Genomic DNA, 24793 nt, shown 5'->3' on the forward strand with positions numbered 1-24793 from the left:
GCTGCTGGGGAGAAGGAAGTCGATGTGCCTGCGCCGTCCCCATCGTGTACCTCTTGGGAGGCAAACGTCATCTTTACCGAGAGGTAACCAATGGGGCGCCCGGCCCGGCCCGGCCCGGCTCGGCGAAGTCGTTCGAGTCTCGTACCCGTGGACGGTTCCCAAATGCGCAAACAGGGCAGAAAGGTGTGGTGTGCGTCACCATGGGCCGGGATGATGTGCACGGACTTGCGGTGACACGGTCAGGATCGTCACCGTTTCGGCGGTCCCGGAGGCCGGGTACTTGCGCGATCCGTCCCGCCCGTGTGGACTACGGCCAATGCTTCGCGCACGCGCGTGGCTGAGATTCCCCCGAGCTCGACAGAGCGGGGGGTACAGAGATTCCAAGACATGATCAGGAGGCAACCCGTGAGCGCGACCGCGGACCACGCGGAGGAGCGGACGAACCCTGCCGCCAGGCTGGGGTTCCAGCCCGGGCAGGTGGTCCAGGAGATCGGCTACGACGACGACGTGGACCAGGAACTCCGCGAGGCCATCGAGGAAGTCGTCGAGGGCGACCTGGTCGACGAGGACTACGACGACGTGGCCGACGCCGTTGTGCTGTGGTTCCGTGACGACGACGGCGACCTGACGGATGCGCTGGTGGATGCCACCACGTACATCGAAGAAGGCGGCGCGATCCTGCTCCTCACGCCGAAGACCGGCCGTGCGGGGTACGTGGAACCGAGCGACATCTCGGAAGCCGCCACGACGGCAGGGCTGACGGCGTCCAAGAGCGTCAGCGTGGGCAAGGACTGGAGCGGAAGCCGCCTGGCCACGCCCAAGGCGGCCAAGTCCAAGAAGTGACCCCCGCCGGCACATGACCCACCGGACGGGCCGGGCCGTCGCGCCCGGTCCGTCCGAAGGTCCCGGCCCGTCCGAGGGTCCCCGGTGATCGCTGCGTAGGGTGGACCCACCACCCGAACAGCCCCACCGAAGGGACACCCGGCGCGATGGCGATCCAGGTCGGCGAAAAGGCCCCCGACTTCGAGCTCAAGGACAACCACGGCGCGACCGTGAAGCTCTCCGACTTCCGCGGTCACAAGAACGTCGTCCTGCTCTTCTACCCGTTCGCCTTCACCGGCGTGTGCACCGGTGAGCTCTGCGAACTGCGGGACCACCTGCCCCACTTCTCGGACCGCGACACCCAGGTGCTCGCCGTCTCGAACGACTCCATCCACACCCTGCGCGTCTTCGCCGAGCAGGAGGGCCTGGAGTACCCGCTGCTGTCCGACTTCTGGCCGCACGGCAACGTCTCGCGCGCCTACGGCGTCTTCGACGAGGACAAGGGTTGCGCCGTGCGCGGAACCTTCATCATCGACAAGGAGGGCGTCGTGCGCTGGACCGTCGTCAACGGCCTGCCGGACGCCCGCGACCTGAACGACTACGTGAAGGCGCTCGACACCCTGTGATTCCTGCCCGCCAGGGCCTGCGACGCACGGGAACCCGTCACTAGGATCGACTCGTTGATCCGACATCCAGCACTACGGGGCTCCCCGGCCCCAGGACACCAATGGAGGACTCGTGGGAGTCAGCCTCAGCAAGGGCGGCAACGTTTCGCTGACCAAGGAGGCTCCGGGCCTGACCGCGGTCATCGTCGGTCTGGGGTGGGACGTGCGCACCACGACCGGCACGGACTTCGACCTCGACGCCAGCGCCCTGCTGCTGAACAGCACCGGCAAGGTCGCCAACGACCAGCACTTCATCTTCTTCAACAACCTCAAGAGCCCCGACGGTTCCGTCGAGCACACCGGTGACAACATCACCGGTGAGGGCGAGGGCGACGACGAGCAGATCAAGGTCAACCTCGCCGCCGTCCCGGCCGAGATCGAGAAGATCGTCTTCCCGGTCTCGATCTACGACGCCGAGAACCGCCAGCAGTCCTTCGGCCAGGTCCGCAACGCGTTCATCCGCGTCGTGAACCAGGCGGGCGAGGCGGAGATCGCCCGCTACGACCTGTCCGAGGACGCCTCCACGGAGACCGCGATGGTCTTCGGCGAGCTGTACCGGCACGGCGCGGAGTGGAAGTTCCGCGCCATCGGCCAGGGCTACGCCTCGGGCCTGCGCGGCATCGCGCAGGACTTCGGCGTGAACGTCTGACGCGGGGCGCACGCCCGCATCGTCCGGCGCCGCACGGTTTGCGTGCGGCGCCGGACGCGCAGGACAACCAAAGACAGCAGCATCACCCGGGGAGGGACCAGAACATGGGCGTCACGCTCGCCAAGGGAGGCAACGTCTCCCTGTCCAAGGCCGCACCGAACCTCACTCAGGTGATGATCGGGCTCGGCTGGGACGCGCGCTCCACCACCGGAGCCCCCTTCGACCTGGACGCCAGCGCGCTGGTGTGCAGCGGCGGCCGGGTGCTCGGCGACGAGTGGTTCATCTTCTACAACCAGCTCAAGAGCCCGGACGGCTCGGTGGAGCACACCGGTGACAACCTCACCGGTGAGGGCGACGGCGACGACGAGTCCGTTCTGATCGACCTCTCCAAGGTGCCCGCGCAGTGCGACAAGATCGTCTTCCCGGTCTCCATCCACATGGCCGACGAGCGCGGCCAGACCTTCGGCCAGGTCAGCAACGCGTTCATCCGCGTGGTGAACCAGGCCGACGGCCAGGAACTCGCCCGCTACGACCTCAGCGAGGACGCCTCCACGGAGACCGCGATGATCTTCGGTGAGGTGTACCGGTACCAGGGCGAGTGGAAGTTCCGAGCCGTGGGACAGGGGTACGCGTCGGGGCTGCGAGGCATCGCTCTAGACTTCGGAGTCAACGTTTCGTAAAGCCGGGTGCGGCGCGGGGGAGACCCGTACACCCCGTACACAAGGGATTGGGTAGCCAGTGGTTCTGAAAACCTTCGGCTGGTCGTTCGCGGTCACCGCGCTCGGACTGGTCGCAGCGGTCTTCTACGGGGGGTGGACCGCCTTCGGCATCGTGGCGATCCTCTCCGTACTCGAGATCTCGCTGTCGTTCGACAACGCGGTGGTCAACGCCGGCATCCTGAAGAAGATGAATGCCTTCTGGCAGAAGATCTTCCTCACCATCGGCATTCTGATCGCCGTCTTCGGCATGCGACTGGTCTTTCCCGTCGTCATCGTCGCCGTCAGCGCCCAGCTGGGGCCGATCGAGGCCGTCGACCTCGCGCTCACCGACAAGGATCGCTACCAGGAGCTCGTCACCGACGCCCACCCGGCGATCGCCGCGTTCGGTGGCATGTTCCTGCTGATGATCTTCCTCGACTTCATCTTCGAGGACCGTGACATCAAGTGGCTCGGCTGGATCGAGCGCCCGCTCGCCAAGCTCGGCAAGGTCGACATGCTGTCGGTCTGCATCGCCCTGATCATCCTGCTGATCACGGCCATGACCTTCGCGACCCACGCCCACCTGCACGCGGGGCCGGCGAACAAGGCGGAGACGGTCCTCCTCTCGGGTGTCGCCGGTCTGATCACGTACATGATCGTCGGTGGTCTCTCCGGCTACTTCGAGGACAAGCTCGAAGAGGAGGAGGAACGCGAGCACGAGCAGGAGGAAGAGGCCGCGAAGAAGGGCAAGCCGCGCTCCGCGGTCGCCCTCGCGGGCAAGGCCGCGTTCTTCATGTTCCTCTACCTGGAGGTCCTGGACGCGTCGTTCTCCTTCGACGGCGTCATCGGCGCCTTCGCCATCACCAACGACATCGTGCTGATGGCCCTCGGCCTCGGCATCGGCGCCATGTACGTCCGGTCGCTCACCGTGTACCTGGTCCGCCAGGGCACCCTCGACGACTACGTGTACCTGGAGCACGGCGCGCACTACGCGATCGGCGCGCTCGCCATGATCCTGCTGATCACCATCCAGTACGAGATCCACGAGCTGATCACCGGCCTGATCGGCGTCGCCCTGATCGGCTGGTCGTTCTGGTCCTCCGTGCGGCGCAACAAGGCGCTGGCGGCAGCCGAGGGCGAAGCGGGTTCGGACGACAAGACCGAGGTGTCGTCCGGGGTGTGACACCCGACCGGGTGAGGAACGCTCTGTGCGGGGCGGCCGTCAGGAGGAGTCCTGGGCGGCCGCCCCGTTTCGGTCGGTCCACAAGTGAACGTGGGGGCGGGAATTGGGCATCTTGGACGGTCTGTGGCGCGGACGCCGGGCCGACTTCGACTCGGGCAGCGCGTCCAGCAACGCCATCGAGCTGACCAAACGGCACAGTCAGGTGTCGCTGACGAAGCAGGGCGCGGCCACGGGCCACCTGCGCGTCAACCTGAACTGGCGCATGCGGACGTCCGACATCGGCGGCTCGCAGCGTGAGAGCCTGCTGCGGCACCCCTTCAAGGCGCTGAAGCCGCCGGAGGTCATGGGCCACAGCCAGAGCATGGTCAACGTCGACCTCGACCTCGGCTGCCTGTACGAACTCCAGGACGGCACCAAGGGCGTCGTCCAGCCGCTCGGCGGCTACCTCGGGGACGTGAACGCGCCGCCGTACGTCAAGATCAGCGGCGACGACCGGTTCGGCTCGGCGTCCGGCGAGACGCTGTACGTCAACCTCGACCACCGCGAGAACATCAAGCGGCTGCTGGTGTTCGTCTACATCTACGACCAGACGCCCGCGTTCGACCGGACGCACGCGATCGTGACGCTGTTCCCCAGCAACGGGCCGCGCATCGAGATCGGCCTCGACGAGCGGCACCCGCAGGCCCGCTCCTGCGCGGTGGTGATGCTCGAGAACGTCAAGGGCGAGATCATGGTCCGGCGCGAGGTGAAGTTCGTCTACGGCTTCCAGGGCGAGCTGGACCGGCTGTACGGGTGGGGACTGCAGTGGGGGCGGGGCTACAAGTCCAAGGCGGACCGCTGACCCGCCCCACCGCGCGGCCCGGCCCGCTCCTCACCCGCTCCAGCCGCTCGCCTACCGCCCGATGAACTGCGGGCCCTGGGGAGGCAGCCGGAAGTCCGGGTCGGGGCCGGCCGGCTGGGGGTAGCCGTAGCCCTGGGCCGCCGGGGCCGGCTGCGGATAGCCGTAGGCCGGTGCCGCGCTCGTGGGCTGCGGGTAGCCGTACGACGGCCGCTGCTGAGGCTGAGGCTGGGGCTGCGGATAGCCGTAGGCGGGCTGGGCCGGGACCGCCGCCGTGGGCTGCTCCGGCGGGAGCGGCTGGGAGACCTCCGGACGGGGGGTGACCCGCGTCGGGCCCTCCGACTGCTCCGACTGCTGCTCCGACTCGTCCACCGAGATGCCGAAGTCGGTGGCCAGGCCCTTCAGGCCGTTGCTGTAGCCCTCGCCGAGCGCGCGGAACTTCCAGCCCTCCCCGCGCCGGTACAGCTCGCCGCAGATCAGCGCGGTCTCCTCGCCGGTCTCCGGTTTGACGTCGAAGGACGCGATTGGCTCGGCGTCGGCGGCCGTCGCGTCGTACAGCAGGATGCGCAGCGCCTGTACGCGGTCGAAGGTGACGCCGTCCGCCGAGGCGACCAGCAGAATCCGCCCCACGGAGGCCTCGACACCCAAGAGGTCTGTCTGGATCGTGTCGGTGAGGGCCTCGGCGTCGCGCTTCTTGCCGAGCCGCCAGACCTGCCCGGAGGGGTGCCGGGGCTGGTTGTAGAAGACGAAGTCCTCGTCGGAGCGCACGCGACCGTCGGGGCCGAGGAGCAGCGCGGAGGCGTCGACGTCCGGGACCCCCTGCCCGGGAGTCCAGCGCAGCACGGCACGTACCGTGGTGGCTTCCAGCGGGACGTTCGACCCCTTCAGCATCGCGTGCGTCATGCGGTCATCCTGCCCTGTCGGTCCTGGTCACGACAACGCGGGGGAGGGGATTCCGGTGGCCGTCCCGGGGAACACGGGGGGCGTCGTGTCGGCCGATCGGCGTGTGCGCGTTACGTGGAGTTCATGCCTGCTGGGAACCCCCGACACGGACTTCTACGTACTATTACCGGCCACCTTGGACGGACCAAGGGTCACCAAGACACCACGGGGGAGTTTTATGCGGCATTTCGGGCACATCGCCCCTGAGGTGCGGGAACGTATCTTCCACCGGGAGCCCAGCGAGTTCACCGCGGACTCCCCGACCAGGCTGCTGTCCGCGGCACTGGGCGCCACGCTCTACAGTCCGGCCACCCGGCCCAGACTCGCGGACGACATCCTCAAGCAGGCCGCCCGCGGCGTGGTGTCGATGGTGCTGTGCCTGGAGGACTCCATCGACGACGCGGACGTACCGGCGGGCGAGGACAACCTCGTCCGGCAGTTCACCGACCTCGCCGGACGGCCGGGCGCCGACCCGCCGCTGCTGTTCGTCCGGGTCCGGGCGCCCGAGCAGATCCCCGACCTGGTGCGCAGGCTCGGCCCCGCCGTCCGGCTGCTGTCCGGGTTCGTGCTGCCGAAGTTCACCGAGGAACGCGGCATGGCGTTCCTGGAGGCCCTCGCCGGCGCCGAGGCCGCCTGCGGCCGGCGGCTGTTCGCGATGCCCGTCCTGGAGTCCCCCGAGCTGCTCTACCGGGAGACGCGCGTGGCCACCCTGGAGGGCATCTTCCGCGCGGTCGACAAGTACCGCGACCGGGTCCTCGCGCTCCGCCTCGGCGTCACCGACTTCTGCTCCTCCTACGGCCTGCGCCGCGGCCCCGACATGACCGCCTACGACGTGCAGGTCGTCGCGTCCGTGATCTCCGACGTGGTCAACATGCTGGGACGCGCCGACGGCACCGGCTTCACCGTCACCGGGCCCGTGTGGGAGTACTTCCGCGTCCAGGAGCGCATGTTCAAGCCGCAGCTGCGGCAGAGCCCCTTCCTGGAGGTGAAGGCCGTGGCACTGCGCGAGAAACTGATCGAGCACGCCATGGACGGCCTGCTGCGGGAGATCTCCCTCGACCACGCCAACGGCCTGCTCGGCAAGACCTGCATCCACCCCTCCCACGTGCTGCCGGTGCACGCGCTGTCCGTCGTCAGCCACGAGGAGTTCAGCGACGCCCAGGACATCCTGCGGCCCGAGCGGTGCGGCGGGGGCGTGCTGAGGTCGGCGTACACGAACAAGATGAACGAGGTGAAGCCCCACCGCGCCTGGGCGGAGCGCACGATGCTGCGCGCCGAGGCGTTCGGCGTCGCCAACGAGGACATCGGCTTCGTCGAGCTGCTCGCCGCCGGTCTCACGGACAGCGAGTGACCGGCGGGTATCCGAAAACCGGCACCCGGCCCGGCCGGGAACACGATTTCGGTTCCGGCTCGGGCGCAGGATATTCATGAAGGCGAACAGGGAGGTGCACGAGCGCGTGCGATACGGGGAGCAGGACGGGCCGTCCGACGGCACCGACGGCATATGGTCCGGGCGCTGGGTCGCCGAACGGCTCGGCGTGCGGCTGGCCGGCGACGACTCGCTGACCGGCCTGCTGGGCCTCGCCCTGCGCCGCAACCCGAAACGGGCCCACCTGCTCGTGTCCAACGTGCTCGGCAAACACGTGCCGCAGTCGCCGTCCGTCGTCTACGGCCACGGGTTCCGGCTCGGCCGCCGGGTGCGCGAGCTGCTGGGCTCCGAGGCCGCCGACGCGGTCGTCCTCGGCTACGCGGAGACCGCGACGGGCCTCGGCCACTCGGTCGCCGACGGCGTCGGACTCGCCCCCTACCTGCACTCCACCCGCCGCCCGGTCGACGGCGTCGCCACGGCCGGCGGCTTCGAGGAGTCCCACTCGCACGCCACGTCCCACCTGCTGCTGCCCGCCGACCCGGCGCTGCTGGCGGGGGACGGCCCGCTCGTCCTCGTCGACGACGAGTTCTCCACCGGCAACACGGTCCTCAACACCATCAGGGACCTCCACGAGCGGTATCCGCGGCGGCGCTACGTCGTGGTCGCGCTCGTCGACATGCGGTCGCCGGCCGACGCGGGCCGCCTCGCGGACTTCGCCCGGGAGATCGGCGCCCGCGTCGACCTGGTGACGGCCGCCGCGGGCACCGTGGAGCTGCCCGAGGGGGTGCTGGAGAAGGGGCAGGAGCTGGTGACGCGCCATGAGCGGGAGCCGGCGGTGCGGCACGAGCGGGAGCCGGCGGCGCCGGACGGGGCGGAGCGCGCCGGCACGGCCGGTCCGACGCCCGCGGGGCCGCTTCCCGGCGAGGCCCGCGCCCGCCCTCACGCCCAGCCCCCTGGCCGCCCCCACGTCACCCGCGTGGACCTGCGCTGGCCCCGCGGCGTGCCCGACGGCGGTCGGCACGGCTTCACGCCCGCGCACCGCGCCCGCCTGGAGGCCGCCCTGCCCGCCATGGCGGCCCGCCTCGCCGAGGCCCTGCCCGCCGACGCCCGCCGCGTGCTCGTCCTCGGCTTCGAGGAGCTGATGTACGCGCCGCTGCGACTCGCCCGCGAACTGGAGCAGACCGCCGGCGCCGACGTCCGCTTCTCCACCACCACCCGCTCACCCGTCCTCGCCGTCGACGACCCCGGCTACGCCATACGCACCCGCCTGGTCTTCTCCGCGCACGACGACCCGGCCGACGGCCCCGGCGAGCGCTACGCCTACAACGTCGCGGGCGCCGGCTTCGACGCCGTCGTCGCGGTCGTCGACTCCGTCGCCGACACCCCCGCCCTGCACGCGCCCGACGGACTGCTCGCCGCGCTCGCCGCGCACACCCCCCGGGTCCTGCTCGCGGTCGTGCCGTCGTACGTCCCCACCGAAAGGCCCCCGATGCTGCCCGAGCCCCTCCGCGGCCCCGCCTTCTCCTCGTACCCGCCCGAGGAGGTCGGCTGGCTGCTCCAGGACCTCTCGGACGTGACCCTGGAGGCGCCCACCGAGGAACGCGAGGAGGCCATCCAGAGCGGCGGCGCCCACTACGCCGAGTCCCTGCCCGTCGAGTACCAGCCCAGCGACCAGTACCAGGAGCTGTTCCAGGCCGCGCTGGACACCTCCGCCGCCCGCATCGCGCAGGCCGCCGGCGCCGTGACCGAGCTGATCCTCGCCGAGCGCTCCCCGAGACCCGTCCTCGTCTCCCTGGCCCGCGCCGGCACCCCCATCGGCATCCTCATGCGCCGCTGGGCCCAGCACCGGCACGGCCTCGACCTGCCGCACTACGCCGTGTCCATCGTGCGGGGCCGCGGCATCGACGCCAACGCGCTGCGCCGGCTGGCCGCCGACCACGACCCGCGCGACGTCGTGTTCGTCGACGGCTGGACCGGCAAGGGCGCCATCACCCGCGAACTCGCCGCCGCCCTGCGCGAGTTCGAGGAGAGCGACGGCATCACCGGCTTCGACCCGGAGATCGCCGTCCTCGCCGACCCCGGCTCCTGCGTCCGCACCTACGGCACCCGCGAGGACTTCCTCATCCCCTCGGCCTGCCTCAACTCCACCGTCTCCGGCCTGATCTCCCGCACCGTGCTGCGCGCCGACCTCGTCGGCCCGCACGACTACCACGGCGCGAAGTTCTACCGCGAACTCGCCGGCGCCGACGTCTCCGTCGCCTTCCTGGACGCCGTCTCCGCCCGCTTCCCCGAGGTCACCGACGCCGTCGACCGGCAGGTCAAGGAACTCCTCGCCGCCGACCGCGACCCCACCTGGGAGGGCTGGGCGGCCGTCGAGCGCATCAGCGAGGAGTACGGCATCCACGACGTGAACCTCGTCAAGCCCGGAGTCGGCGAGACCACCCGGGTGCTGCTGCGCCGCGTGCCGTGGAAGATCCTCGCCCGGCAGAACGCCGGAAGTGACCTCGACCACGTGCGACTGCTCGCCGAGCAGCGCGGGGTGCCCGTCGAGGAGGTCGCCGAACTCCCCTACACCTGCGTCGGGTTGATCCACCCGCGCTTCACACGCGGCGCCACCGGCGCCGACGGCCGGGCGGTGACCCTCTGATGCCGGTACTCGTCGCGAGCGACCTCGACCGCACGCTCATCTACTCGGCGGCGGCCCTCGCCCTCACCATGCCGGACGCCCGGGCGCCCCGGCTGCTGTGCGTGGAGGTCCACGAGAGCAAACCGCTGTCCTACCTGACGGAGACGGCGGCTCAGCTGCTCACCGACCTCGGTGACGCGGCGCTGTTCGTGCCCACCACGACCCGCACCCGCAAGCAGTACCAGCGCATCAACCTGCCGGGACCGCCCCCGAAGTACGCGATCTGCGCCAACGGCGGTCACCTGCTCGTGGACGGCGTCTCCGACCCCGAGTGGCACGCGCGCGTGACCGCGCGGCTGGCCGACGAGTGCGCGCCGCTGACCGAGGTGCGCGAGCACCTCATGAACACGGCCGACCCGCTGTGGGTGCGCAAGCACCGCGTCGCCGAGGACCTGTTCGCCTACCTCGTCGTCGAGCGCGACCTGCTGCCCGAGGAGTGGGTGAAGGACCTCGCGGTGTGGGCGGAGAACCGCGGCTGGACGGTGTCCCTCCAGGGCCGCAAGATCTACGCCGTGCCGAAGCCGCTCACCAAGAGCGCCGCGATGCGCGAGGTCGCCCGCCGCACCGGCGCCGCCCTCACCCTCGCCGCCGGAGACTCCCTCCTCGACGCCGACCTGCTGCTGGCCGCCGACCGGGGCTGGCGCCCCGGCCACGGCGAACTCGCCGACGCCGACTGGACGGCACCGGCGATCACCGCCCTCCCCGAGCGGGGCGTGCTCGCGGGGGAGCGCATCCTGCGGGAGTTCCTGCGTGAGGTGCGCGGGAGCGCGTAGCGGCAGTCGGCCGGGGGGCACCCCGGCCGGTAGCCGGTCGGGCGCGGCACGGCCCGGTAACCGGTCGGGCCGCCCCGGCCCGGTGGGGTCAGCCGCAGCAGCCCCCGCCGCAGCAGCCGCCTCCGCCGCCCTGTCTGGGGGCGGGGGCCGGCGCGGACGCCGAAGCCGAACCGCCGACGGCGACCGTCGACAGCAGCTTCACCGTGTCGTCGTGGCCCGCGGGCAGCTCGCGGGGGCGGCGGACTCCGCCATGGGACGGCTCAGTTCGAACGTGTCGCCGCAGGTCCGGCAGCGGTACTCGTAGCGAGGCATGCGCACAGATTAACGGCCGCCGCCCGCACGTCGTAGGCCTGTGGAAAACGCCCGCCGCCGGCCTGTGGAAAACCTGCCCGGCGGTCCCGTCCGTGGTCCGCGGTCAGTGGCCCGCGCCGCGCTCCTCGCGTATCCGCGACACCACGTCGGCCACCGACCGGCGCACGGCGTCCGTCTCCGTCAGGAAGCGCCAGTAGTCGGGGTGCCGGCCCTCCAGCGTGCCGATCGCCCGGTCCAGGCGGGCCACCGCGTCGTCCAGCGGGCGCGCGTGCCGCGGGTCCGGGGTGTTGCGGCCCGCCATCGCCAGGCGCTGCGCGTCCCGGATCGCGAACCGGGTCCGCTCGATCTCCGCCTGCGGGTCCTTCTGCACGGCGTTCAGCCGCCGCAGCCGGTCGCCGGCCGCCGACACCGCCTCGTCCGTCGCGTTGAGCAGCGCCCGCACCGTCGACAGCAGCGCCGTCGCGTCCGGCCAGCGCTGCTCGTCGCGGGCGGTCGCCGCCTCGCGCAGCTTCGCCTCGGCCTGCCGTACCGTCTCCACGGCCTGGTCCGGCACGTGCTGGAGGTCCTGCCAGCAGGCGGCCGTGAAGCGGCGCCGCAGCTCGCTCAGGACGGGCTCGACCTGCTCGGTGCGCGTGGTCAGGGCCTCGGCGCGGGTGCGCAGCGACACCAGCCGGTGCCCGATCTCGGCGGCCCGTTCCGGCAGCCGCTCCGCCTCCGCGCGGACCGCCTCGGCCTCGCGCGTGACCCGCTCGGCCCGCTCCAGCGTCTGCGGCACACCGTGCTGTCCGGCGCCCTGGTTCAGCCGGGTCAGTTCCGGCGCGAGCGCGGCGAGCCGGGCGGCGAGGTCGTCCGCGCGCAGGCCCGAACCCCGCGCCGCGTCCAGGGCGTTGGAGGCGGCGAGCAGGGACTGCCGGGCCCGCTCCACGGCGGGCGCGAGGCGGGCCAGTTGGGTCTCGGCCTTGCCGAGCAGCGGGCCGAGCCCTTCGGTGAAACGGTCCAGCTCCTGCTTCACCCGGTCCAGTTCGCCCTTGGCCTCGGTCAGTTCCGCGCGGGCGCGGGCGGCGACCGACGCCTCCAGGTCGTCCCGGTCGAGGTCGTGGGCGTCCACGGCGTCGATGTACCGGTGGCTGGCCTCGTCGATGCGGCGGCCGAGCGCCTCGAAGTCGGTGACGGCCCGGCGGGCCGCGGGGGAGGCGTCGACGGCGGTGATCGTCTCGATGGAGATCCGCAGGTCCCGCTGGGCGGTGTCCAGCTCGTAGAAGGCGGCGGCCGCCGCGTCCTTCGCGGCCTGCGCCTCGGCCCGCTGGCTCTCGGCCCGCCCGCCGAACCAGCGCCGGGTGCCGCCGCCGGCGAACGCGGCGGGCAGCACGAGCACGGCGGTCAGCGGCAGCGCGATCAGGGTCAGCGCGTCCCGCAGCGGTCCGGGGGCGCGGGCCGCGCGGCGTGCGCGCGGGCCCGGTGTACGGGGAGCGCGGCGGCGCGCGCGCGGCGCGAACGGCGAGTACGGCCGCGATGGTGTCGCCGTCACATCCCTCTCCCGTGCTGTGTCCGCCCTGCCCGGTGTCCTGTCATTCTCCCACCGGTTAAGGACGAACACACGGGCCGATCAGTTCGCGGTCCGGACCGTGACTTTCCCGTCGCCGGTGTGCGCGGACACCACGTGGGCGCTCGTGTCGCTCCTGGGCACGGACACGTCGACCGAGCCGTCCCCCGTCCCGGTCGTCACGCGGTACGTCTCGCGGGGCACCGCGATCGTCACCGAGCCGTCGCCGGTGCGGGCCTCCACCAGATCGGGCACGGCGCCGAGTTCGAGCCGCACCGAGCCGTCCGTCGTACGGGCGGACACCTCGCGCGAGGACACCTCGGCGTGCACCGAGCCGTCGCCGGTGTGCAGCCGGACCGGCCCGGAGGTGTCCGTGACCCGCACGGAGCCGTCACCGGTGCGGACGCGGACGGCTCCGCTGGAGCCGCTCACGCGCACGGAGCCGTCACCGGTGCGGACGCGCAGGGGGCCACTGGAACCGTCGACCCGGACCGAGCCGTCGCCGGTGCGGATGTCGAGGGCCTCGCGGAAGCCGCTCGCGCGCACGGAGCCGTCGCCGTCCTCGACCTTGACGGCGACGCCGCGCGGCACCTCGATGCGGTGCTTGGCGTCGCAGTCGGCGACCACTCCTGAGCACTTCAGGCGCAGCACCAGCCGGTCGTCGTTCATCGTCCAGGTCACCTCGGGTTCGCCACCGAGCGCGACCGAGCCGTCGAACCAGCGGGTGACGCCGACCGTCCCGGCCTTCTGCCCGTCCGCCGCGACGATCTCCAGCCGCGAGTCGTCGGAGTCGACGGTGAGGGTGCGGCCGGACAGCGCGAAGGTCCGGCGCTCGGGGTCCTCGTCCTCCCCGGCGGACGCACAGGCGCCGGCTCCCGCCACCAGCACCGCGACGGCACCGGCGACGGCGGCGGCACGAACGGAGGCGGTACGACGGGCGGTACGGGACATGACGGTCTCCCCCTGGGACGTCCGGCGCGGCGACTCCGCTGCCGGTGCCTGCCCGCTCCTGCGCGGGCTCTTCGACCGTACGGACGACGGCGCCCCCGGGGGATCCGGGCCGCTCCCGGATCCGGGGTGGGGTTAACCCCCGCCGTTCCCCTACTGGTCCGCGGCCCGACAACGGGTTTGCGGGACAGCGCCCCCGGCAAGGTAGGCTGTCGACTCGTTCTGGGTGCGTAGCTCAGGGGTAGAGCGCCTGCCTTACAAGCAGGATGTCGGCGGTTCGAAACCGTCCGCGCCCACCGGCCGTCCAGGTCCGCGTCAGTGACAGACCGCCCCATCCCCGTGCAGGGGGTGGGGCGGTTTTGTGTTGTCCTGCGGCATCCCAATGATCACGAACAGGTCACTTCTGCCGGCCCGAGGCAACCACACAGGTCCTTCACAAGTCGTACGCCCGCAACCCGCGATTTATCCTCAGAGGGACAGGACGAGGCGCAGGCCGCCGGGTTCTTCGTCCTCGACGACCAGGACGCCAGCGGCCAGAACCGCTTGCAGGTCTTCGACCGCAACTGGGTCGTGTGCAGCCAGAAACCCGAGGCCGGCACCTATCCGACGGACACGCCCGTGACGCTGTTCGCGGTGAAGGACGGCGAGAGCTGCTGACCCACCGCTTCGGCTCCGGGCCGACGGGGTCTCTAGGATGACGTCCGTGAACGGCCCCCGAGCGTACGACCGGCGATCACCCCTGTGGTGGTGGCGGGTCGCGTGCGTGCTGGGGGTGCTGGCCGGCGTGCTGGCCATGCACGGGCTCGGGCCCGGCGGGGGCGTGGGGCACGACCACGGCCACGATCATGCCGGGGCTCATGCCGTTCATGGGGCGGCCGTGACGCCCGCCGCGGTGACCGATCCCGTCCTGGGGTGCGCCGACGCCGGCGGGGGCGGGCACGTACGGCACGCCGACCCGACCTGTGCGTCGGGGGCGGTGGGCGGCGGGCCGGTGTTGCCCGCGCTCGTCCTCGACCCGGTTCCGGCGGCGGCCCGCGCCGACGCCGTACGGGCGTACGCGGCCCAGGCGCCGGACGGCGCACGCGCGCCGCCCTCCCTCGCCGAGCTCCAACTCCTGCGGATATAGGCACCGCTCCCGCACCGCGCCTGTCGGCGCGGCGCCGCAGCGTGCCGCAATTCGTTTCGCCTCAGCAGGAGTTCACGTATGACCAGCACCACCATCAAGACCAGCACCCGGAGCGCCACCATGACCGGCGCCCCTGCGCTCATGCGCCATAGGCTCGCGCGGCGCGTCGGCCTCGTCGCCGTCACGGCCGTCGCCGGGGTCGCCCTGGCCGCCTGTGGTGGCGACGGCGACGGCGGACACGGGGGCCACGGCTCCTCGTCCGCGAGCGCCGGGGCCACCGCGGAGGCCGGCGCCTCGGCCGGTTCGCACAACGCCCAGGACGTCGCCTTCGCGCAGGGCATGATCCCGCATCACCGGCAGGCTCTGGAGATGGCCCGCCTGGCCGCCGACCGGGCCGGGTCCGCCGCGGTCAAGGACCTCGCCGCGCGTATCGAGAAGGCGCAGGACCCGGAGATCCGGACCATGTCCGGCTGGCTGGAGACCTGGGGCGAGGACGTGCCGGCGGCGTCGCCCGGCGCGGACCACTCGGCGCACTCCGGGCACGGGGGCATGCCCGGGATGATGTCGGAGAAGGACATGGCCGAGCTGGAGAAGGCGTCGGGCAAGGAGTTCGACACCATGTTCCTGACGCTGATGATCGAGCATCACGAGGGCGCCGTGGAGATGGCCGGCACCGAGAAGGCCGAGGGCCGCTACGGTCCGGCCACGAAGCTGGCCGACGCCATCGCCACCGCGCAGAGCGAGGAGATCGCCGAGATGAACAAGCTGCTCGGCAAGGACTGACGGTGCTACGAGGCGTCGCCGGGGTCCTCCGGCGGCGCCTCGTGCGCGTGCTTGAGTTCGGAGCGGGCGTGCATCCGGTCGGGGCCGGACAGTTCCGTCCAGTAGCGGTGGGTGCTGACGAACACGGCGAGCTCCCGCTCGCGCTGCCGGAGCTTTTCCACCTCGGCCTGTTCGTCGGCCGTCCAGCCCGGTGAGGCCGGGCGCTCGACCTTCCGCCAGCCGTTGTCGTCGCTGAAGCCGTCCAGCGGCTCCACCGACCAGGGGAGGCGCTTCAGCAGGGCCGACAGCTCGGCCCGGACCTGATGCAGTTCCTCCTGACCGGCGAGGAGGTCACTCGGAAAGTCATAGGTCGTTGCCACGGCCCAATGATACGCCTGTTCGAATTTGAGGCGCGAGTTCCCACCCGTCGCTTCACTCGAACGAGCGTGCCGGTGGAAGCGCCGCAGGAGGCCGGCCGCCCGTCGCTCCCGGGCCGGTTGTCAGACCCCTGTCCTAGCTTGGTGGCATGCAGGGTGAACAGGTGCGGCTCGTGCCGTACGCGGACGCGGACCTCTGGCTGCTGCGCCGCCACAACAGCCCGGAGATGACCGAGCACTTGGGTGGTCCTGAGACCGAGGAGAAGCTCCTCGCCCGGCACCGCCGGTATGTCGATACGGCGGTGGGCGGGATGTTCCGTGTCGTCCTGGCTGACGGCGGCGCGACGGCCGGCACCATCGGCTACTGGGAGCACGAGTGGCGGGGCGGGACGGTGTGGGAGACCGGGTGGGGCATCCTGCCCGAGTTCCAGGGCAGAGGGCTCGCCGTGCGCGCGGCGCGGGCGGTCGCCGAGGCGGCGCGGGACGCCGGGAGACACCGGTACCTGCACGCCTTCCCGAAGGTGGAGCACCTCGCGTCCAACGGGGTGTGCCGCCGGGCCGGGTTCACCCTGCTCGGACCGGTCGGGTTCGAGTACCCGAAGGGGAACCCGATCACGTCGAACGACTGGCGGTGGGACCTGGCCGGCTGACGTGCGGGGCAGCGACGGCGACCCGCGGGGCGCGACGGGCGGCCTACGGGCGGGGCGGCGTACGGGCCGGGCGGCTGCGGCGACGCCCCCGCGCCGGAGACCGGCCGCCTCCGCACCTCGACCCCCTGCGCCTCACCCCCGCAGCCCGCAGCCCGCCCCCGTCAGTACCCGCCCTCCGTCAGCTCCCGCACCACACGGGTCGTCACCGGCGCGGGCACGCCGTGGTGTTGGGCCGCGCGGAGCAGTGCGCCGCCGATCGCGTCCAGTTCCAGGGGGCGGCCCGCCTCCGCGTCCCGTTGCATCGAGGACTTCATGCCGGGCGGGAAGGCGTCGTAGCGGGCGAGGGCCCCGGCCGGGTCCGCCGGGCCGCCGGACGCGCCGCTGATCGCCGCCGTCTCCGTCACCAGGGCGGTCAGCTCGTCGCGGTGCCGGGTGCGGATCTCGCCGAGGGGCAGCCGGTGCCGGGTGGTGAGCAGCGCGAGCGGCGCGAGGAACGACATCTTCGCCCACAGCGCCGCCGCCTCGTCGTCCAGCACCCGCGTCGCGGGGCCGGCGGCGGTCAGCGTGGCGGCCAGGGCGTCGAGACGCGCGCGGGGCACCGGGTCGCCGGCCAGGTCGACCTCGGTGAACGGGCTGCCGTGCGCCACGACGCCGGGTGCCACGCGGGTCGACTCGACGCGGATGACGCCGGGGGCGACGCGGTCGGTGCCGTAGCGGGAGCGGAGGGCGGCCGGGTGTTCGACGCCGTTCAGGAGCGGTACGAGCAGGCCGTCGCCGAGCGCGCCGGGCGGGACGCGGTCGAGGGCCGCGGCCAGGCTCGTGTGCTTCACCGCGACGAGGCAGGCGTCGACCGGCTCGCGCAGTTCCGTGTCCGCCGTGACGCGGGCCGTGAAGTCGCCGAACTGTCCGCTGCGGACGCGGATCCCGTCCGTGCGCAGGGTGTGCGCGGTCTCCTCGCCGGCCAGGCAGATCACCCGGTGCCCGGCCCGCGCCAGCAGCGCGGCGAGCAGTCCGCCCACGCCGCCCGGGCCCAGTACGGCCACCGTGGATGTGTCGTGCGCCATGTGTCGGTCCTCTCGTCGGTCGGCCCCGGAACGGTGGCCGCTGCGATCATGTTCCGCTCAATCGGACCGGGCGCGGCGGTATTCCCGCGCGGTTTTCCCGTGACGGTTTCCCGTGACGGTTTCCCCGGGAAGCGCGAGACTGGGTGCATGTGCCGCAGCATCAAGACGCTTCGTCCGCCCGCCCTGCCCGAGGAGGCCACGGAGGAGGACATCAGGGCCGCCGCCCTCCAGTACGTGCGCAAGGTGTCCGGCTTCCGGGCCCCCGCCGCGCACAACCAGGAGGTCTTCGACCGCGCCGTGGACGCGATCGCCGAGGCCACGGCCGACCTGCTGGCCGGCCTGGAGGTACGGGGACAGTCGGTCCGACGGGCGGGCTGATCCCGCACCTCCACCCCGTTCCCACCCTCGGACACGCCCAGCCGGCCCGCCCTACGCCGGCCTCCGTCGCATCACGTACGCCGCCCCCGACCCGGCCGCGAACAGCGCCGCCACGGACACCGCCGTGGCGTGCCAGGTCGCGCCCAGCCAGTGGCCGCCGAGATAGCCGAGGGCCACGCTGTACGCCGCCCACGACAGGCCCGCCAGCGCGGACCAGGGCAGGAACTCGCGGACCCGGCGGTGCGCGGCCCCGGCGCCGAGGGAGACCAGGGAGCGGCCGGCCGGCGCGAACCGGGCCAGGACGACCAGCGCGCCGCCACCCCGCGCGAGCGCCGCGCCGAGACGTTCCTGCGCACCGGTGAGGCGACGCGAGCGGGCGATCACGCGGTCCAGGCGGGGTCCGCCGCGCCAGCCGATGCGGTAGGCCACCATGTCGCCCAGCACGGACGCCGTCGCCGCGCACAGCGTGAGGAGCAGGATGTCGGGCACGTCGGCGGGCACCTTGCCGGTCGCCGCGCCCGTGCCCGCTGCCGCCGCCGTGGCCGCCGTGATCACGAGCACGCCGCTGGGCAGCACCGGCAGGAAGACGTCGAGCAGCACCGACAGCGCCACCACCGCGTAGATCCATGGGCTACCGGTCAGTGGCCCCATACTCTCCAGCACCGCAACTCCCCGTCGTTCCCCCGTGGGCCAGACCGTGCCGCGATGACGCGGGGGGAGCGGCAGGGGTGGCCGTGACAGCCATACAGCGTACGCGCGACGCGTGACCGGGGGTTCACGGGGGGCTCGCGTGTTGGGCACGGCGCGTTCACCCACGACGCCGCGTTCACGGCGCCACCACCGCCCCGACGGCCCGAACGCGACGACGCCCTCCCGCGCATGCCGCGCGGGAGGGCGTCGTCCAGGTGTCGCTCGATCGGTCAGACCGCGACCGGCGCCTGCCGCTGGGGCTCGCCGGTCTCGGCGGAGCGGCGCCGCAGCAACCGGTCGAGCCCGAGGGCGCCGGAGCCGGTGAAGACCAGCAGCAGGAACGCCCAGCAGAACATCGCCGAGGGCTCGCCGCCGTTCTGCAGCGGCCACAGCGCCTCGGGCTGGTGCACCTTGAAGTACGCGTACGCCATGGAGCCCGAGGCGAGGAACGCCGCCGCGCGGGTGCCGAGGCCGACGAGCACGAGGCCGCCGCAGACGAGCTGGATGACGGCCGCGTACCAGCCCGGCCAGGAGCCGGTCTCGACGGTGCCGCCGCCGTGGGCGCCACCGAGCACGCCGAAGAGCGAGGACGCGCCGTGGCAGGTGAACAGCAGGCCGGTCACGATGCGGAACAGGCCCAGGGCATACGGCTGTGCCTTGTTGAGGGGGGTGGTCATGGAGGGGGAACTCCTTCGGTAGCACCGGCCCGTGGGGGCAGGCCGGCGGGGGACGGGACCGAACGGGTCACTGCCAACGTTAGGTATCCCTAATCAAAGCTTGCAAGTTCAACATTTGGCCGAAGGATTTCCTCATGCTGCAACCGCGCCCCGGGAGTTGCCGCACGTAGCACGGCTCTCGCCACCGCGTCGGCGTCCGAAAGCGTGACCGAATCCACCCCTGGACGGGCACCGGCCGCGGTCACCCAGTGGACCCCCTCCGTCGGCACGCCGAAGGCGAACCGCCCCGGATGCGGGCGCCCTTGCCGGTCGATCACGGCGTACGGACGCCCCGTCACGTCCAGGCCGCCCGTCTCGTAACCGCCGACCACGTGCGCCCGGCACCGCCCGTCGCGCAGCAGGCCGGCCAGCAACGCGTCGGCGGTCCGGCGCAGTTCGGGCTCCGGCAGGCGCGCCTCGACCAGCGTCGTCGCCCGGACCCCGGAACCCGGCACGTCGGGCGAGTGCGCCAGCCACGCCCCGTCCTCGCACCGCACCGCCACACGCGGGCCCAGCACCTCGACCACGCCCGCCTCCAGCAGCGCGGCCAGCTCCTCGATACGGCGCCGGGGCGGGCCGATGGACAGGAAGGCGTTGAGCGGGGTGTACCAGCGGTCCAGGTGATCGCGCCGGGAGGCGCCGGTCAGCCCGCCGTGGTCGACGATCAGCCGCAGCTCGTTGCGCAGGTCGCGCAGCACGTCCAGGGCGGCCTTGAGCGGGCCGCGCACATTGCCGAGGGCGGCCTGCGCGGCGTCCTCGCGCACGTACGCCAGCAGCCAGTCGCGCCACTCGCCGGGATCCGCGAACGTCCGCGTCCCGTACGGGCGGGAGATCCGCTCCCAGCACCAGCGGTCGGCGGCGGCCACCCCGAACTCGTCCAGCAGCAGGCCCTCGCGCGGGTCGCCGTGCGGCACGGCGAGGAAGCGGTCGGCGAAGTCCGTCCGGCCGGTCAGGCACGCGTAGTAGACGGTCTCCACCTCCTTGGCGACCAACGGCCAGATCTCCGCGCGGAAGTCCGGCGCGTCACCGGAGTCGGCGCGCTTGCGGAAGGCCGCGACGGCCTCCGGGGTCAGCACCAGCGGGGTGTGCCGCCCGTACGGCCCCTTCTCGTTGTCGCCGCGCGCCTGGTACGGCACACCGCGGCGCGAACCGGCGTACAGGCGCGGCTCACGGCTGGACGGCACGTAGCGCAGCCCGGCGTCGTCGCGCACGAAACGGCCGCCCCGGCCGGTGGTCAACAGGGCCATGTGGTCGAAGAAGTTGAGGCCCAGGCCGCGCAGCAGTACCGGCTCGCCCGGCGCGAGCGACGACAGGTCGACGTCGGCCGGGTTCGCGGGCGGCACGTACCGCAGGCCGTGCCGGTCCGCGTACGAGGCCAGGCGCCGCTGCTCCGCGTCCGGCGCCACCGGCAGATGGCCCTGCGCGAGGACGACGGCCGCGAGCCCCGGCAGCACCCGGCCGTCGTCCAGGGTGAGCGCCTGGCGCCCGTCCGGGGTGTCGTCGAGGCGGGTCGCGCGGGCCGCGTGCGTCACCACCCGCACCCCGGGCGGCGCGGAGCGGACCGTCGTCGCGAACACCCACGCCAGGTAACGGCCGTACTGGGCGCGGGTCGGATAGTCGTCGGGGCCGAGGGCCGGCTCGCGGTCCCCGGCGGTGCCGCCCGCCGCGCCGGACGCCCACTCGTACAGACTCGGGCCCGGCCGGACGGGCCCCGAGCAGTCCACGCTGTCGTCGGTGAACAGGGTCACCTGGCAGGCCACGGTGTTCATCAGCAGCTCGGGGGACTGCGCGGTGCGCCACACCCGGCCCGGCCCCGGCGGGTCGGGGTCGACCACGTGCACCGTCAACCGGACGCCGGGCAACAGGAGTTCGGGCGCCGAGGCGCAGAGCCGTTCCAGGACGCTGGTCCCGCGCGGCCCGGCGCCGACGATCGCGACACGGACCTCGGCGCCGCGCCCGGCGTCGCCACCGGCCCTCCGCTGCGCCGGTACGGATATCGCGGTCGGGGCCTCGGCGGGGTCCTCGGTCGGTGCGGGCAAGGGTCTGACTCCCGGGCGTGTGGGCGCGTGGCAGTGCGGGCTCATGGCGGCGGACCGCCCGCTGGAAGCGGACGGTCCGGCTCATCATGCCGTCGCCGCGCCGGGCCGCCGACCTCCGGGCGGCAGGAACCGGCCCCACTGTGGGATGCCTCACGAGCATCCCGGGACACGCCGTCCCAACGCCCGACAAACAGGCGCACCGGGCGAAATTACGGGGTGAGTTCGGACTCCGTGACCGTCGTCAGCCGCGGCCCGGAGGCACCTTCAGCACGGGCCCGCTCCAGTCGCAGCCGGGCCGAACGCCCGCGCAGCGTCAGGGTCATGAGCTGGTTGCCGAACCAAGGGCCGCCGTTCTTGCGCCACTTGACCGACGGCCGGGGCACCCGCCCGTGCCGGGCGAACACCCGGCCCAGGGCCCGCGCCGGGGCGCTCCAGCCGAACCGGAAGCCCAGCCGGATCGACAGCGGGACGGAGTTGTGCACGGGCGAACAGGTCAGCTGCACCACCCGGGCGTCCGGCGCCCGGCCCGGCCAGGTCGGCTCGGCGACGTACGCGTGGTGCACGTCCCCGGACAGCACGCACACCGTCGCCGGTGCCCCGGGCCCGCTGCCGGTCTCGGCGATCAGGTCGGCCAGCGCCTCGAAGGACTCCGGGAACGCCGCCCAGTGCTCCAGGTCGGCGGCGCGCCGCACCCGTTCGCCGGTCCGCGCCCAGCGCTCGCCCTTGGCGCCCCCGCACACGGCGGAGTTCCAGTTCTCCACGTCGTGCACGAGGTGCGGCAGCAGCCACGGCAGCGAGGTGCCGAGCAGCAGGTGGTCGTACGACTCCCGCTCGTCCAGGGCCTGTTCGCGCAGCCACGCCGCCTCGCCCGCGTCCAGCATCGCCCGGCGCTTCTCGTCCAGCACCCGCGCCGCCCGCGTGTCCACCATCAGCAGCCGTACGCGGCCGACGTCGCGCCGGTAGCTCCAGCGGACCGAGGCCGGGTCGGCGTCGGCCCCGGCGGCGAAGGTGCGCAGCACGTCCGTGCCGTCGGCGCTCGCGCGGACGTCGGCGTAGAGCGGGTCGGCGGCCAGTTCGGCGGCGGTGAGGTTGCCGAGGTGCTGGTACACCCAGTACGACATCAGGCCGCTGAGCAGCCGCTCCCGCCACCACGGCGTGGCCCGCATGTCGGCGAGCCAGGCGGCGGAGGTGTTCCAGTCGTCGATGACGTCGTGGTCGTCGAAGATCATGCAGGTGGGCACCGTGGACAGCAGCCAGCGCACCTCGGGGTCGAGCCACGACTCGTAGTAGAGGCGGGTGTACTCCTCGTAGTCCGCGACCTGGGCGCCCGGCGGGTCCGCGAGGTCGCGGCGGGCGGCGAGCCACTGCCGGGTCGCGTCGGAGACCTCGTCGGCGTACACCTGGTCGCCCAACAGCAGCAGGACGTCGGGCCGTTCGCCCTCCGGGTCGGCGGCGATGCGCGCGGCGAGCGTGTCCAGGGCGTCGGGTCCGACCGGGTCGTGCCCGCCGGCCGGCGGCGAGGCCCAGCGGCACGAGCCGAAGGCCACCCGGACCTCGCCGTCCTCGCCGGGCGTGCGGATCACGGACGGCGGGAACGGCGAGTCGGGCATCGGCCACACGCGGACCCCGTCGAGGAAGACCTCGTACGGGGTCGCCGAGCCGGGTGTGAGTCCCGTCACCGGGACCAGGGCGTAGTGGTGGCCCGCGATCTGGAAGGTGCGGGCCGTGCCGTGCGCGCCGTCGGCGCAGCGCACCTCGGCGGCGCACGGGCGGCTCGTCTCGACCCAGACGGTCGCCGACGGGCCGCCCGCGTACCTCAGCAGCGGTCCCAGCCGCAGTCCTGCCACGTGATCACCCTCCTCCGTCGCCCCGTACGGTACGGGGCGACGGCCCGGGAGGGGAGGCTCCGGGACCTCTGGAACCGCTGTGTCAGCAGTTGGCGAGGTAGCTGGTGAGCGCGGACTTCTCGGCCGAGTCGACGGACAGGCCGTAGTAGTACTTCACCTGCACCCAGGCGCGGACGTAGGTGCAGCGGTACGTGGAGCGCGACGGCATCCAGGTGGCCGGGTCCTGGTCGCCCTTGGCCTGGTTGACGTTGTCGGTGACCGCGAGGAGCTGCGGGCGGGTCAGGTCGTTGGCGAAGGCCTGGCGGCGGGAGGTGGTCCAGGAGCCGGCGCCGGAGTCCCAGGCCTCGGCGAGCGGGACGAGGTGGTCGATGTCGACGTCCGAGGCGGCGGTCCAGGTGGCGCCGTCGTACGGGGAGTACCAGCTGCCGCTCGTGGCGTAGCAGGAGGAGTCGGTGACGACGTTCGAGCCGTCGCGCTTCAGGACGGTCTCACGGGTGTTGCACGCGCCGCTGATGGTGATCCAGTGGGGGAACAGATCACGGTTGTAGCCGGTGCGGTTCTCGGTGCGCACGGGGAGCGTGGCGAGGTAGCTGCGGGCGGTGGCGCCGCTGACGGGCGTGGGCAGGGCGGCGGAGGCGGTCGGGGCGTTGAACAGCCCGACGGAGGCTATGAGTCCGGCGAGCGCCAGCAGGATGCCGAAGCGTCGACGCGCGTAGAACGTGGCCATACGAACTCCCTTGGGGGGTGCGGGCGTTGTGAAGCGAGCACGGGAATGCTCGCGACGCCGTATTGCGGTGGGGTGTGTGTTCGGTAAGAAGCTAGTGACGCGTACATGTCGCGTCCATGGGCGTGCGGCATCCAATTGCGATCGGAGTGCGGTGCGCCGGTCGCGTACCATGGGGTGCGCAGAAGGGGAGTAGCTCTTCGCCGGACCGTCGACATACTGCTCAGCTCGTCTGAGCCGGCGCCCGGAGGCGGGCCCCGACACCGGGACCGGCCAGCGAGACCTTCGGCAGAGCAGTGCACGCCCGTGCCGTCAGGCGCGGGTGATCCGTGTGCTGCCGTGCCGAGGTGTCGTGCGCAAAGGCTCAGCACTCTCGGTGGGGCAGCCCCGACCGATTGAGGAACCCTTGATCAGCCTGTCCGTCACGGCGCTCGTCTTCGGCGTCGTCTTCCTCGCCGAACTGCCGGACAAGACCGCCCTCGCCGGCCTCGTCCTCGGCACCCGCTACCGCGCCTCGTACGTCTTCGCCGGCGTCGCCGCCGCCTTCGCCCTGCACGTCGCGCTCGCCGTCGCGGCGGGCAGCGTGCTGACGCTGCTGCCGCAGCAGATCGTGCACGCGCTCACGGGCGTGCTGTTCCTGGCCGGCGCGGCGATGCTGCTGCTGAAGAAGGACGAGGACGAGGATGAGATCCGCAAGCCCGAGAACCAGTCCTTCTGGAAGGTCTCCGGGGCGGGCTTCATGCTCATCCTGGTCGCGGAGTTCGGCGACCTCACGCAGATCATGACCGCGAACCTCGCCGCCCGCTACGACGACCCGCTCTCCGTCGGCCTCGGCGCGGTGCTGGCCCTGTGGGCGGTCGCCGGCCTCGGCATCGTCGGCGGAAAGGCCCTGATGAAGCGGGTGCCGCTGAAGCTCATCACGCAGATCGCGGCGCTGCTCATGCTCGGTCTCGGCGTGTGGAGCCTGTGGGAGGCCGTGACCGGCTGAGCGA

At 72.6% G+C, this 24793-nt stretch carries 25 protein-coding genes, 1 tRNA gene and 1 pseudogene; 16 read left to right on the plus strand and 11 right to left on the minus strand.

From position 1 onward, the window contains the following. The first annotated feature begins 405 nt into the window (after nucleotides 1-405). From ACZ7D7_RS08325 to ACZ7D7_RS08350, 6 genes are all read left to right on the plus strand, one after another. Nucleotides 406-843, plus strand: coding sequence for a DUF3052 domain-containing protein (locus tag ACZ7D7_RS08325; RefSeq protein ID WP_279549089.1), 438 nt, complete (start codon nucleotides 406-408; stop codon nucleotides 841-843). A 146-nt stretch (nucleotides 844-989) separates the two neighbouring features. Continuing rightward, nucleotides 990-1448 (plus strand): peroxiredoxin, encoded by a 459-nt coding sequence (locus ACZ7D7_RS08330; RefSeq protein WP_279549090.1) that lies wholly within the window; start codon nucleotides 990-992, stop codon nucleotides 1446-1448. 112 nt (nucleotides 1449-1560) lie between these two features. Further along, on the plus strand, nucleotides 1561-2136 hold the full coding sequence (locus ACZ7D7_RS08335; RefSeq protein WP_470823139.1) for a calcium homeostasis/redox stress adaptation protein: 576 nt from the start codon (nucleotides 1561-1563) through the stop codon (nucleotides 2134-2136). A 104-nt stretch (nucleotides 2137-2240) separates the two neighbouring features. Next, the gene (locus ACZ7D7_RS08340) at nucleotides 2241-2816 is read left to right on the plus strand and encodes a TerD family protein (protein ID WP_470823140.1); all 576 of its coding nucleotides are present in this window, start codon (nucleotides 2241-2243) and stop codon (nucleotides 2814-2816) included. A gap of 58 nt (nucleotides 2817-2874) precedes the next feature. After that, on the plus strand, nucleotides 2875-4017 hold the full coding sequence (locus ACZ7D7_RS08345) for a DUF475 domain-containing protein (RefSeq protein ID WP_470823141.1): 1143 nt from the start codon (nucleotides 2875-2877) through the stop codon (nucleotides 4015-4017). Nucleotides 4018-4120: 103 nt separating this feature from the next. Further along, a complete protein-coding gene (locus ACZ7D7_RS08350; protein ID WP_470823142.1) occupies nucleotides 4121-4858 on the plus strand; it encodes a TerD family protein in 738 nt (245 codons plus the stop codon). A gap of 51 nt (nucleotides 4859-4909) precedes the next feature. On the opposite strand, the gene ACZ7D7_RS08355 is transcribed toward ACZ7D7_RS08350, so the two are convergent. Then, nucleotides 4910-5758, minus strand: coding sequence for a TerD family protein (locus tag ACZ7D7_RS08355; protein ID WP_470823143.1), 849 nt, complete (start codon nucleotides 5756-5758; stop codon nucleotides 4910-4912). Nucleotides 5759-5975: 217 nt separating this feature from the next. On the opposite strand from ACZ7D7_RS08355, the gene ACZ7D7_RS08360 reads away from it, so the two are divergent. From ACZ7D7_RS08360 to ACZ7D7_RS08370, 3 genes are all read left to right on the plus strand, one after another. Continuing rightward, nucleotides 5976-7148 (plus strand): HpcH/HpaI aldolase/citrate lyase family protein, encoded by a 1173-nt coding sequence (locus ACZ7D7_RS08360; RefSeq protein WP_470823144.1) that lies wholly within the window; start codon nucleotides 5976-5978, stop codon nucleotides 7146-7148. Between the two features lie 76 nt (nucleotides 7149-7224). Continuing rightward, complete coding sequence (locus ACZ7D7_RS08365; RefSeq protein ID WP_470823145.1) at nucleotides 7225-9813, plus strand: phosphoribosyltransferase; 2589 nt, start codon at nucleotides 7225-7227, stop codon at nucleotides 9811-9813. Beyond that, entirely contained in the window at nucleotides 9813-10625 is an 813-nt protein-coding gene (locus ACZ7D7_RS08370) for an HAD family hydrolase (protein ID WP_470823146.1), read from the plus strand. The genes ACZ7D7_RS08365 and ACZ7D7_RS08370 overlap by 1 nt, the downstream gene beginning before the upstream one ends. 88 nt (nucleotides 10626-10713) lie before the next feature. Here the strand turns inward: ACZ7D7_RS08370 and ACZ7D7_RS08375 are convergent. The 3 genes and pseudogenes from ACZ7D7_RS08375 to ACZ7D7_RS08385 all read right to left on the minus strand — a co-directional run bounded on the left by ACZ7D7_RS08375 (nucleotide 10714) and on the right by ACZ7D7_RS08385 (nucleotide 13431). Further along, a pseudogene (locus ACZ7D7_RS08375) lies at nucleotides 10714-10937 on the minus strand (FmdB family zinc ribbon protein). 103 nt (nucleotides 10938-11040) lie between these two features. Further along, the gene (locus ACZ7D7_RS08380; protein WP_470823147.1) at nucleotides 11041-12465 is read right to left on the minus strand and encodes a hypothetical protein; all 1425 of its coding nucleotides are present in this window, start codon (nucleotides 12463-12465) and stop codon (nucleotides 11041-11043) included. Between the two features lie 78 nt (nucleotides 12466-12543). Further along, entirely contained in the window at nucleotides 12544-13431 is an 888-nt protein-coding gene (locus ACZ7D7_RS08385) for a DUF4097 family beta strand repeat-containing protein (RefSeq protein WP_470823148.1), read from the minus strand. A gap of 221 nt (nucleotides 13432-13652) precedes the next feature. Between ACZ7D7_RS08385 and ACZ7D7_RS08390 the strand changes: the two genes are divergently transcribed. From ACZ7D7_RS08390 to ACZ7D7_RS08405, 4 genes are all read left to right on the plus strand, one after another. After that, nucleotides 13653-13724 (plus strand) — tRNA-Val (locus ACZ7D7_RS08390). Between the two features lie 22 nt (nucleotides 13725-13746). Beyond that, complete coding sequence (locus ACZ7D7_RS08395) at nucleotides 13747-14085, plus strand: hypothetical protein (RefSeq protein ID WP_470823149.1); 339 nt, start codon at nucleotides 13747-13749, stop codon at nucleotides 14083-14085. Between the two features lie 37 nt (nucleotides 14086-14122). Beyond that, nucleotides 14123-14554 carry a DUF6153 family protein gene (locus ACZ7D7_RS08400; protein ID WP_470823150.1) on the plus strand — a complete coding sequence of 144 codons (432 nt, stop codon included), beginning with the start codon at nucleotides 14123-14125 and terminating at the stop codon, nucleotides 14552-14554. A gap of 141 nt (nucleotides 14555-14695) precedes the next feature. Continuing rightward, nucleotides 14696-15337: a DUF305 domain-containing protein gene (locus ACZ7D7_RS08405; RefSeq protein WP_470823225.1), complete on the plus strand. Its 642-nt coding sequence runs from the start codon at nucleotides 14696-14698 to the stop codon at nucleotides 15335-15337. 5 nt (nucleotides 15338-15342) lie between these two features. On the opposite strand, the gene ACZ7D7_RS08410 is transcribed toward ACZ7D7_RS08405, so the two are convergent. Next, on the minus strand, nucleotides 15343-15696 hold the full coding sequence (locus ACZ7D7_RS08410) for a hypothetical protein (RefSeq protein WP_470823151.1): 354 nt from the start codon (nucleotides 15694-15696) through the stop codon (nucleotides 15343-15345). A gap of 146 nt (nucleotides 15697-15842) precedes the next feature. Between ACZ7D7_RS08410 and ACZ7D7_RS08415 the strand changes: the two genes are divergently transcribed. Continuing rightward, nucleotides 15843-16343 (plus strand): GNAT family N-acetyltransferase, encoded by a 501-nt coding sequence (locus tag ACZ7D7_RS08415; RefSeq protein WP_470823152.1) that lies wholly within the window; start codon nucleotides 15843-15845, stop codon nucleotides 16341-16343. 161 nt (nucleotides 16344-16504) lie between these two features. On the opposite strand, the gene ACZ7D7_RS08420 is transcribed toward ACZ7D7_RS08415, so the two are convergent. After that, on the minus strand, nucleotides 16505-17407 hold the full coding sequence (locus tag ACZ7D7_RS08420) for a ketopantoate reductase family protein (protein ID WP_470823153.1): 903 nt from the start codon (nucleotides 17405-17407) through the stop codon (nucleotides 16505-16507). 147 nt (nucleotides 17408-17554) lie between these two features. On the opposite strand from ACZ7D7_RS08420, the gene ACZ7D7_RS08425 reads away from it, so the two are divergent. Next, nucleotides 17555-17785: a DUF2277 domain-containing protein gene (locus tag ACZ7D7_RS08425; protein WP_470823154.1), complete on the plus strand. Its 231-nt coding sequence runs from the start codon at nucleotides 17555-17557 to the stop codon at nucleotides 17783-17785. Nucleotides 17786-17836: 51 nt separating this feature from the next. Here the strand turns inward: ACZ7D7_RS08425 and ACZ7D7_RS08430 are convergent, their stop codons facing one another. The 5 genes from ACZ7D7_RS08430 to ACZ7D7_RS08450 form a co-directional block, all read right to left on the minus strand. Then, complete coding sequence (locus ACZ7D7_RS08430) at nucleotides 17837-18448, minus strand: DedA family protein (RefSeq protein ID WP_470823155.1); 612 nt, start codon at nucleotides 18446-18448, stop codon at nucleotides 17837-17839. Between the two features lie 257 nt (nucleotides 18449-18705). Continuing rightward, nucleotides 18706-19152 carry a DoxX family protein gene (locus ACZ7D7_RS08435; RefSeq protein ID WP_470823156.1) on the minus strand — a complete coding sequence of 149 codons (447 nt, stop codon included), beginning with the start codon at nucleotides 19150-19152 and terminating at the stop codon, nucleotides 18706-18708. Between the two features lie 89 nt (nucleotides 19153-19241). Next, on the minus strand, nucleotides 19242-21275 hold the full coding sequence (locus tag ACZ7D7_RS08440) for an FAD/NAD(P)-binding protein (protein ID WP_470823157.1): 2034 nt from the start codon (nucleotides 21273-21275) through the stop codon (nucleotides 19242-19244). Between the two features lie 164 nt (nucleotides 21276-21439). Next, the gene (locus tag ACZ7D7_RS08445) at nucleotides 21440-23077 is read right to left on the minus strand and encodes an alkaline phosphatase D family protein (RefSeq protein WP_470823158.1); all 1638 of its coding nucleotides are present in this window, start codon (nucleotides 23075-23077) and stop codon (nucleotides 21440-21442) included. 82 nt (nucleotides 23078-23159) lie between these two features. Continuing rightward, nucleotides 23160-23804, minus strand: a complete 645-nt coding sequence (locus tag ACZ7D7_RS08450; protein ID WP_470823159.1) for an HNH endonuclease family protein — start codon at nucleotides 23802-23804, stop codon at nucleotides 23160-23162. Nucleotides 23805-24207: 403 nt separating this feature from the next. Between ACZ7D7_RS08450 and ACZ7D7_RS08455 the strand changes: the two genes are divergently transcribed. Beyond that, nucleotides 24208-24789 carry a TMEM165/GDT1 family protein gene (locus tag ACZ7D7_RS08455; RefSeq protein WP_470823160.1) on the plus strand — a complete coding sequence of 194 codons (582 nt, stop codon included), beginning with the start codon at nucleotides 24208-24210 and terminating at the stop codon, nucleotides 24787-24789. Nucleotides 24790-24793: the final 4 nt, after the last annotated feature.

It is taken from the genome of Streptomyces sp. NPDC037054 (assembly GCF_055606745.1).

What these genes read in the sequence shown, in the direction of transcription:
- ACZ7D7_RS08435 (WP_470823156.1), bottom strand. Translation starts at nt 19,152, where the DNA reads ATGACCACCCCCCTCAACAAGGCACAGCCGTATGCCCTGGGCCTGTTC.
- ACZ7D7_RS08355 (WP_470823143.1), bottom strand. Translation starts at nt 5,758, where the DNA reads ATGACGCACGCGATGCTGAAGGGGTCGAACGTCCCGCTGGAAGCCACC.
- ACZ7D7_RS08365 (WP_470823145.1), top strand. Translation starts at nt 7,225, where the DNA reads ATGAAGGCGAACAGGGAGGTGCACGAGCGCGTGCGATACGGGGAGCAG.
- ACZ7D7_RS08425 (WP_470823154.1), top strand. Translation starts at nt 17,555, where the DNA reads ATGTGCCGCAGCATCAAGACGCTTCGTCCGCCCGCCCTGCCCGAGGAG.
- ACZ7D7_RS08370 (WP_470823146.1), top strand. Translation starts at nt 9,813, where the DNA reads ATGCCGGTACTCGTCGCGAGCGACCTCGACCGCACGCTCATCTACTCG.
- ACZ7D7_RS08340 (WP_470823140.1), top strand. Translation starts at nt 2,241, where the DNA reads ATGGGCGTCACGCTCGCCAAGGGAGGCAACGTCTCCCTGTCCAAGGCC.
- ACZ7D7_RS08330 (WP_279549090.1), top strand. Translation starts at nt 990, where the DNA reads ATGGCGATCCAGGTCGGCGAAAAGGCCCCCGACTTCGAGCTCAAGGAC.
- ACZ7D7_RS08360 (WP_470823144.1), top strand. Translation starts at nt 5,976, where the DNA reads ATGCGGCATTTCGGGCACATCGCCCCTGAGGTGCGGGAACGTATCTTC.
- ACZ7D7_RS08405 (WP_470823225.1), top strand. Translation starts at nt 14,696, where the DNA reads ATGCGCCATAGGCTCGCGCGGCGCGTCGGCCTCGTCGCCGTCACGGCC.
- ACZ7D7_RS08400 (WP_470823150.1), top strand. Translation starts at nt 14,123, where the DNA reads ATGACGTCCGTGAACGGCCCCCGAGCGTACGACCGGCGATCACCCCTG.
- ACZ7D7_RS08385 (WP_470823148.1), bottom strand. Translation starts at nt 13,431, where the DNA reads ATGTCCCGTACCGCCCGTCGTACCGCCTCCGTTCGTGCCGCCGCCGTC.
- ACZ7D7_RS08420 (WP_470823153.1), bottom strand. Translation starts at nt 17,407, where the DNA reads ATGGCGCACGACACATCCACGGTGGCCGTACTGGGCCCGGGCGGCGTG.
- ACZ7D7_RS08450 (WP_470823159.1), bottom strand. Translation starts at nt 23,804, where the DNA reads ATGGCCACGTTCTACGCGCGTCGACGCTTCGGCATCCTGCTGGCGCTC.
- ACZ7D7_RS08415 (WP_470823152.1), top strand. Translation starts at nt 15,843, where the DNA reads ATGCAGGGTGAACAGGTGCGGCTCGTGCCGTACGCGGACGCGGACCTC.
- ACZ7D7_RS08440 (WP_470823157.1), bottom strand. Translation starts at nt 21,275, where the DNA reads ATGAGCCCGCACTGCCACGCGCCCACACGCCCGGGAGTCAGACCCTTG.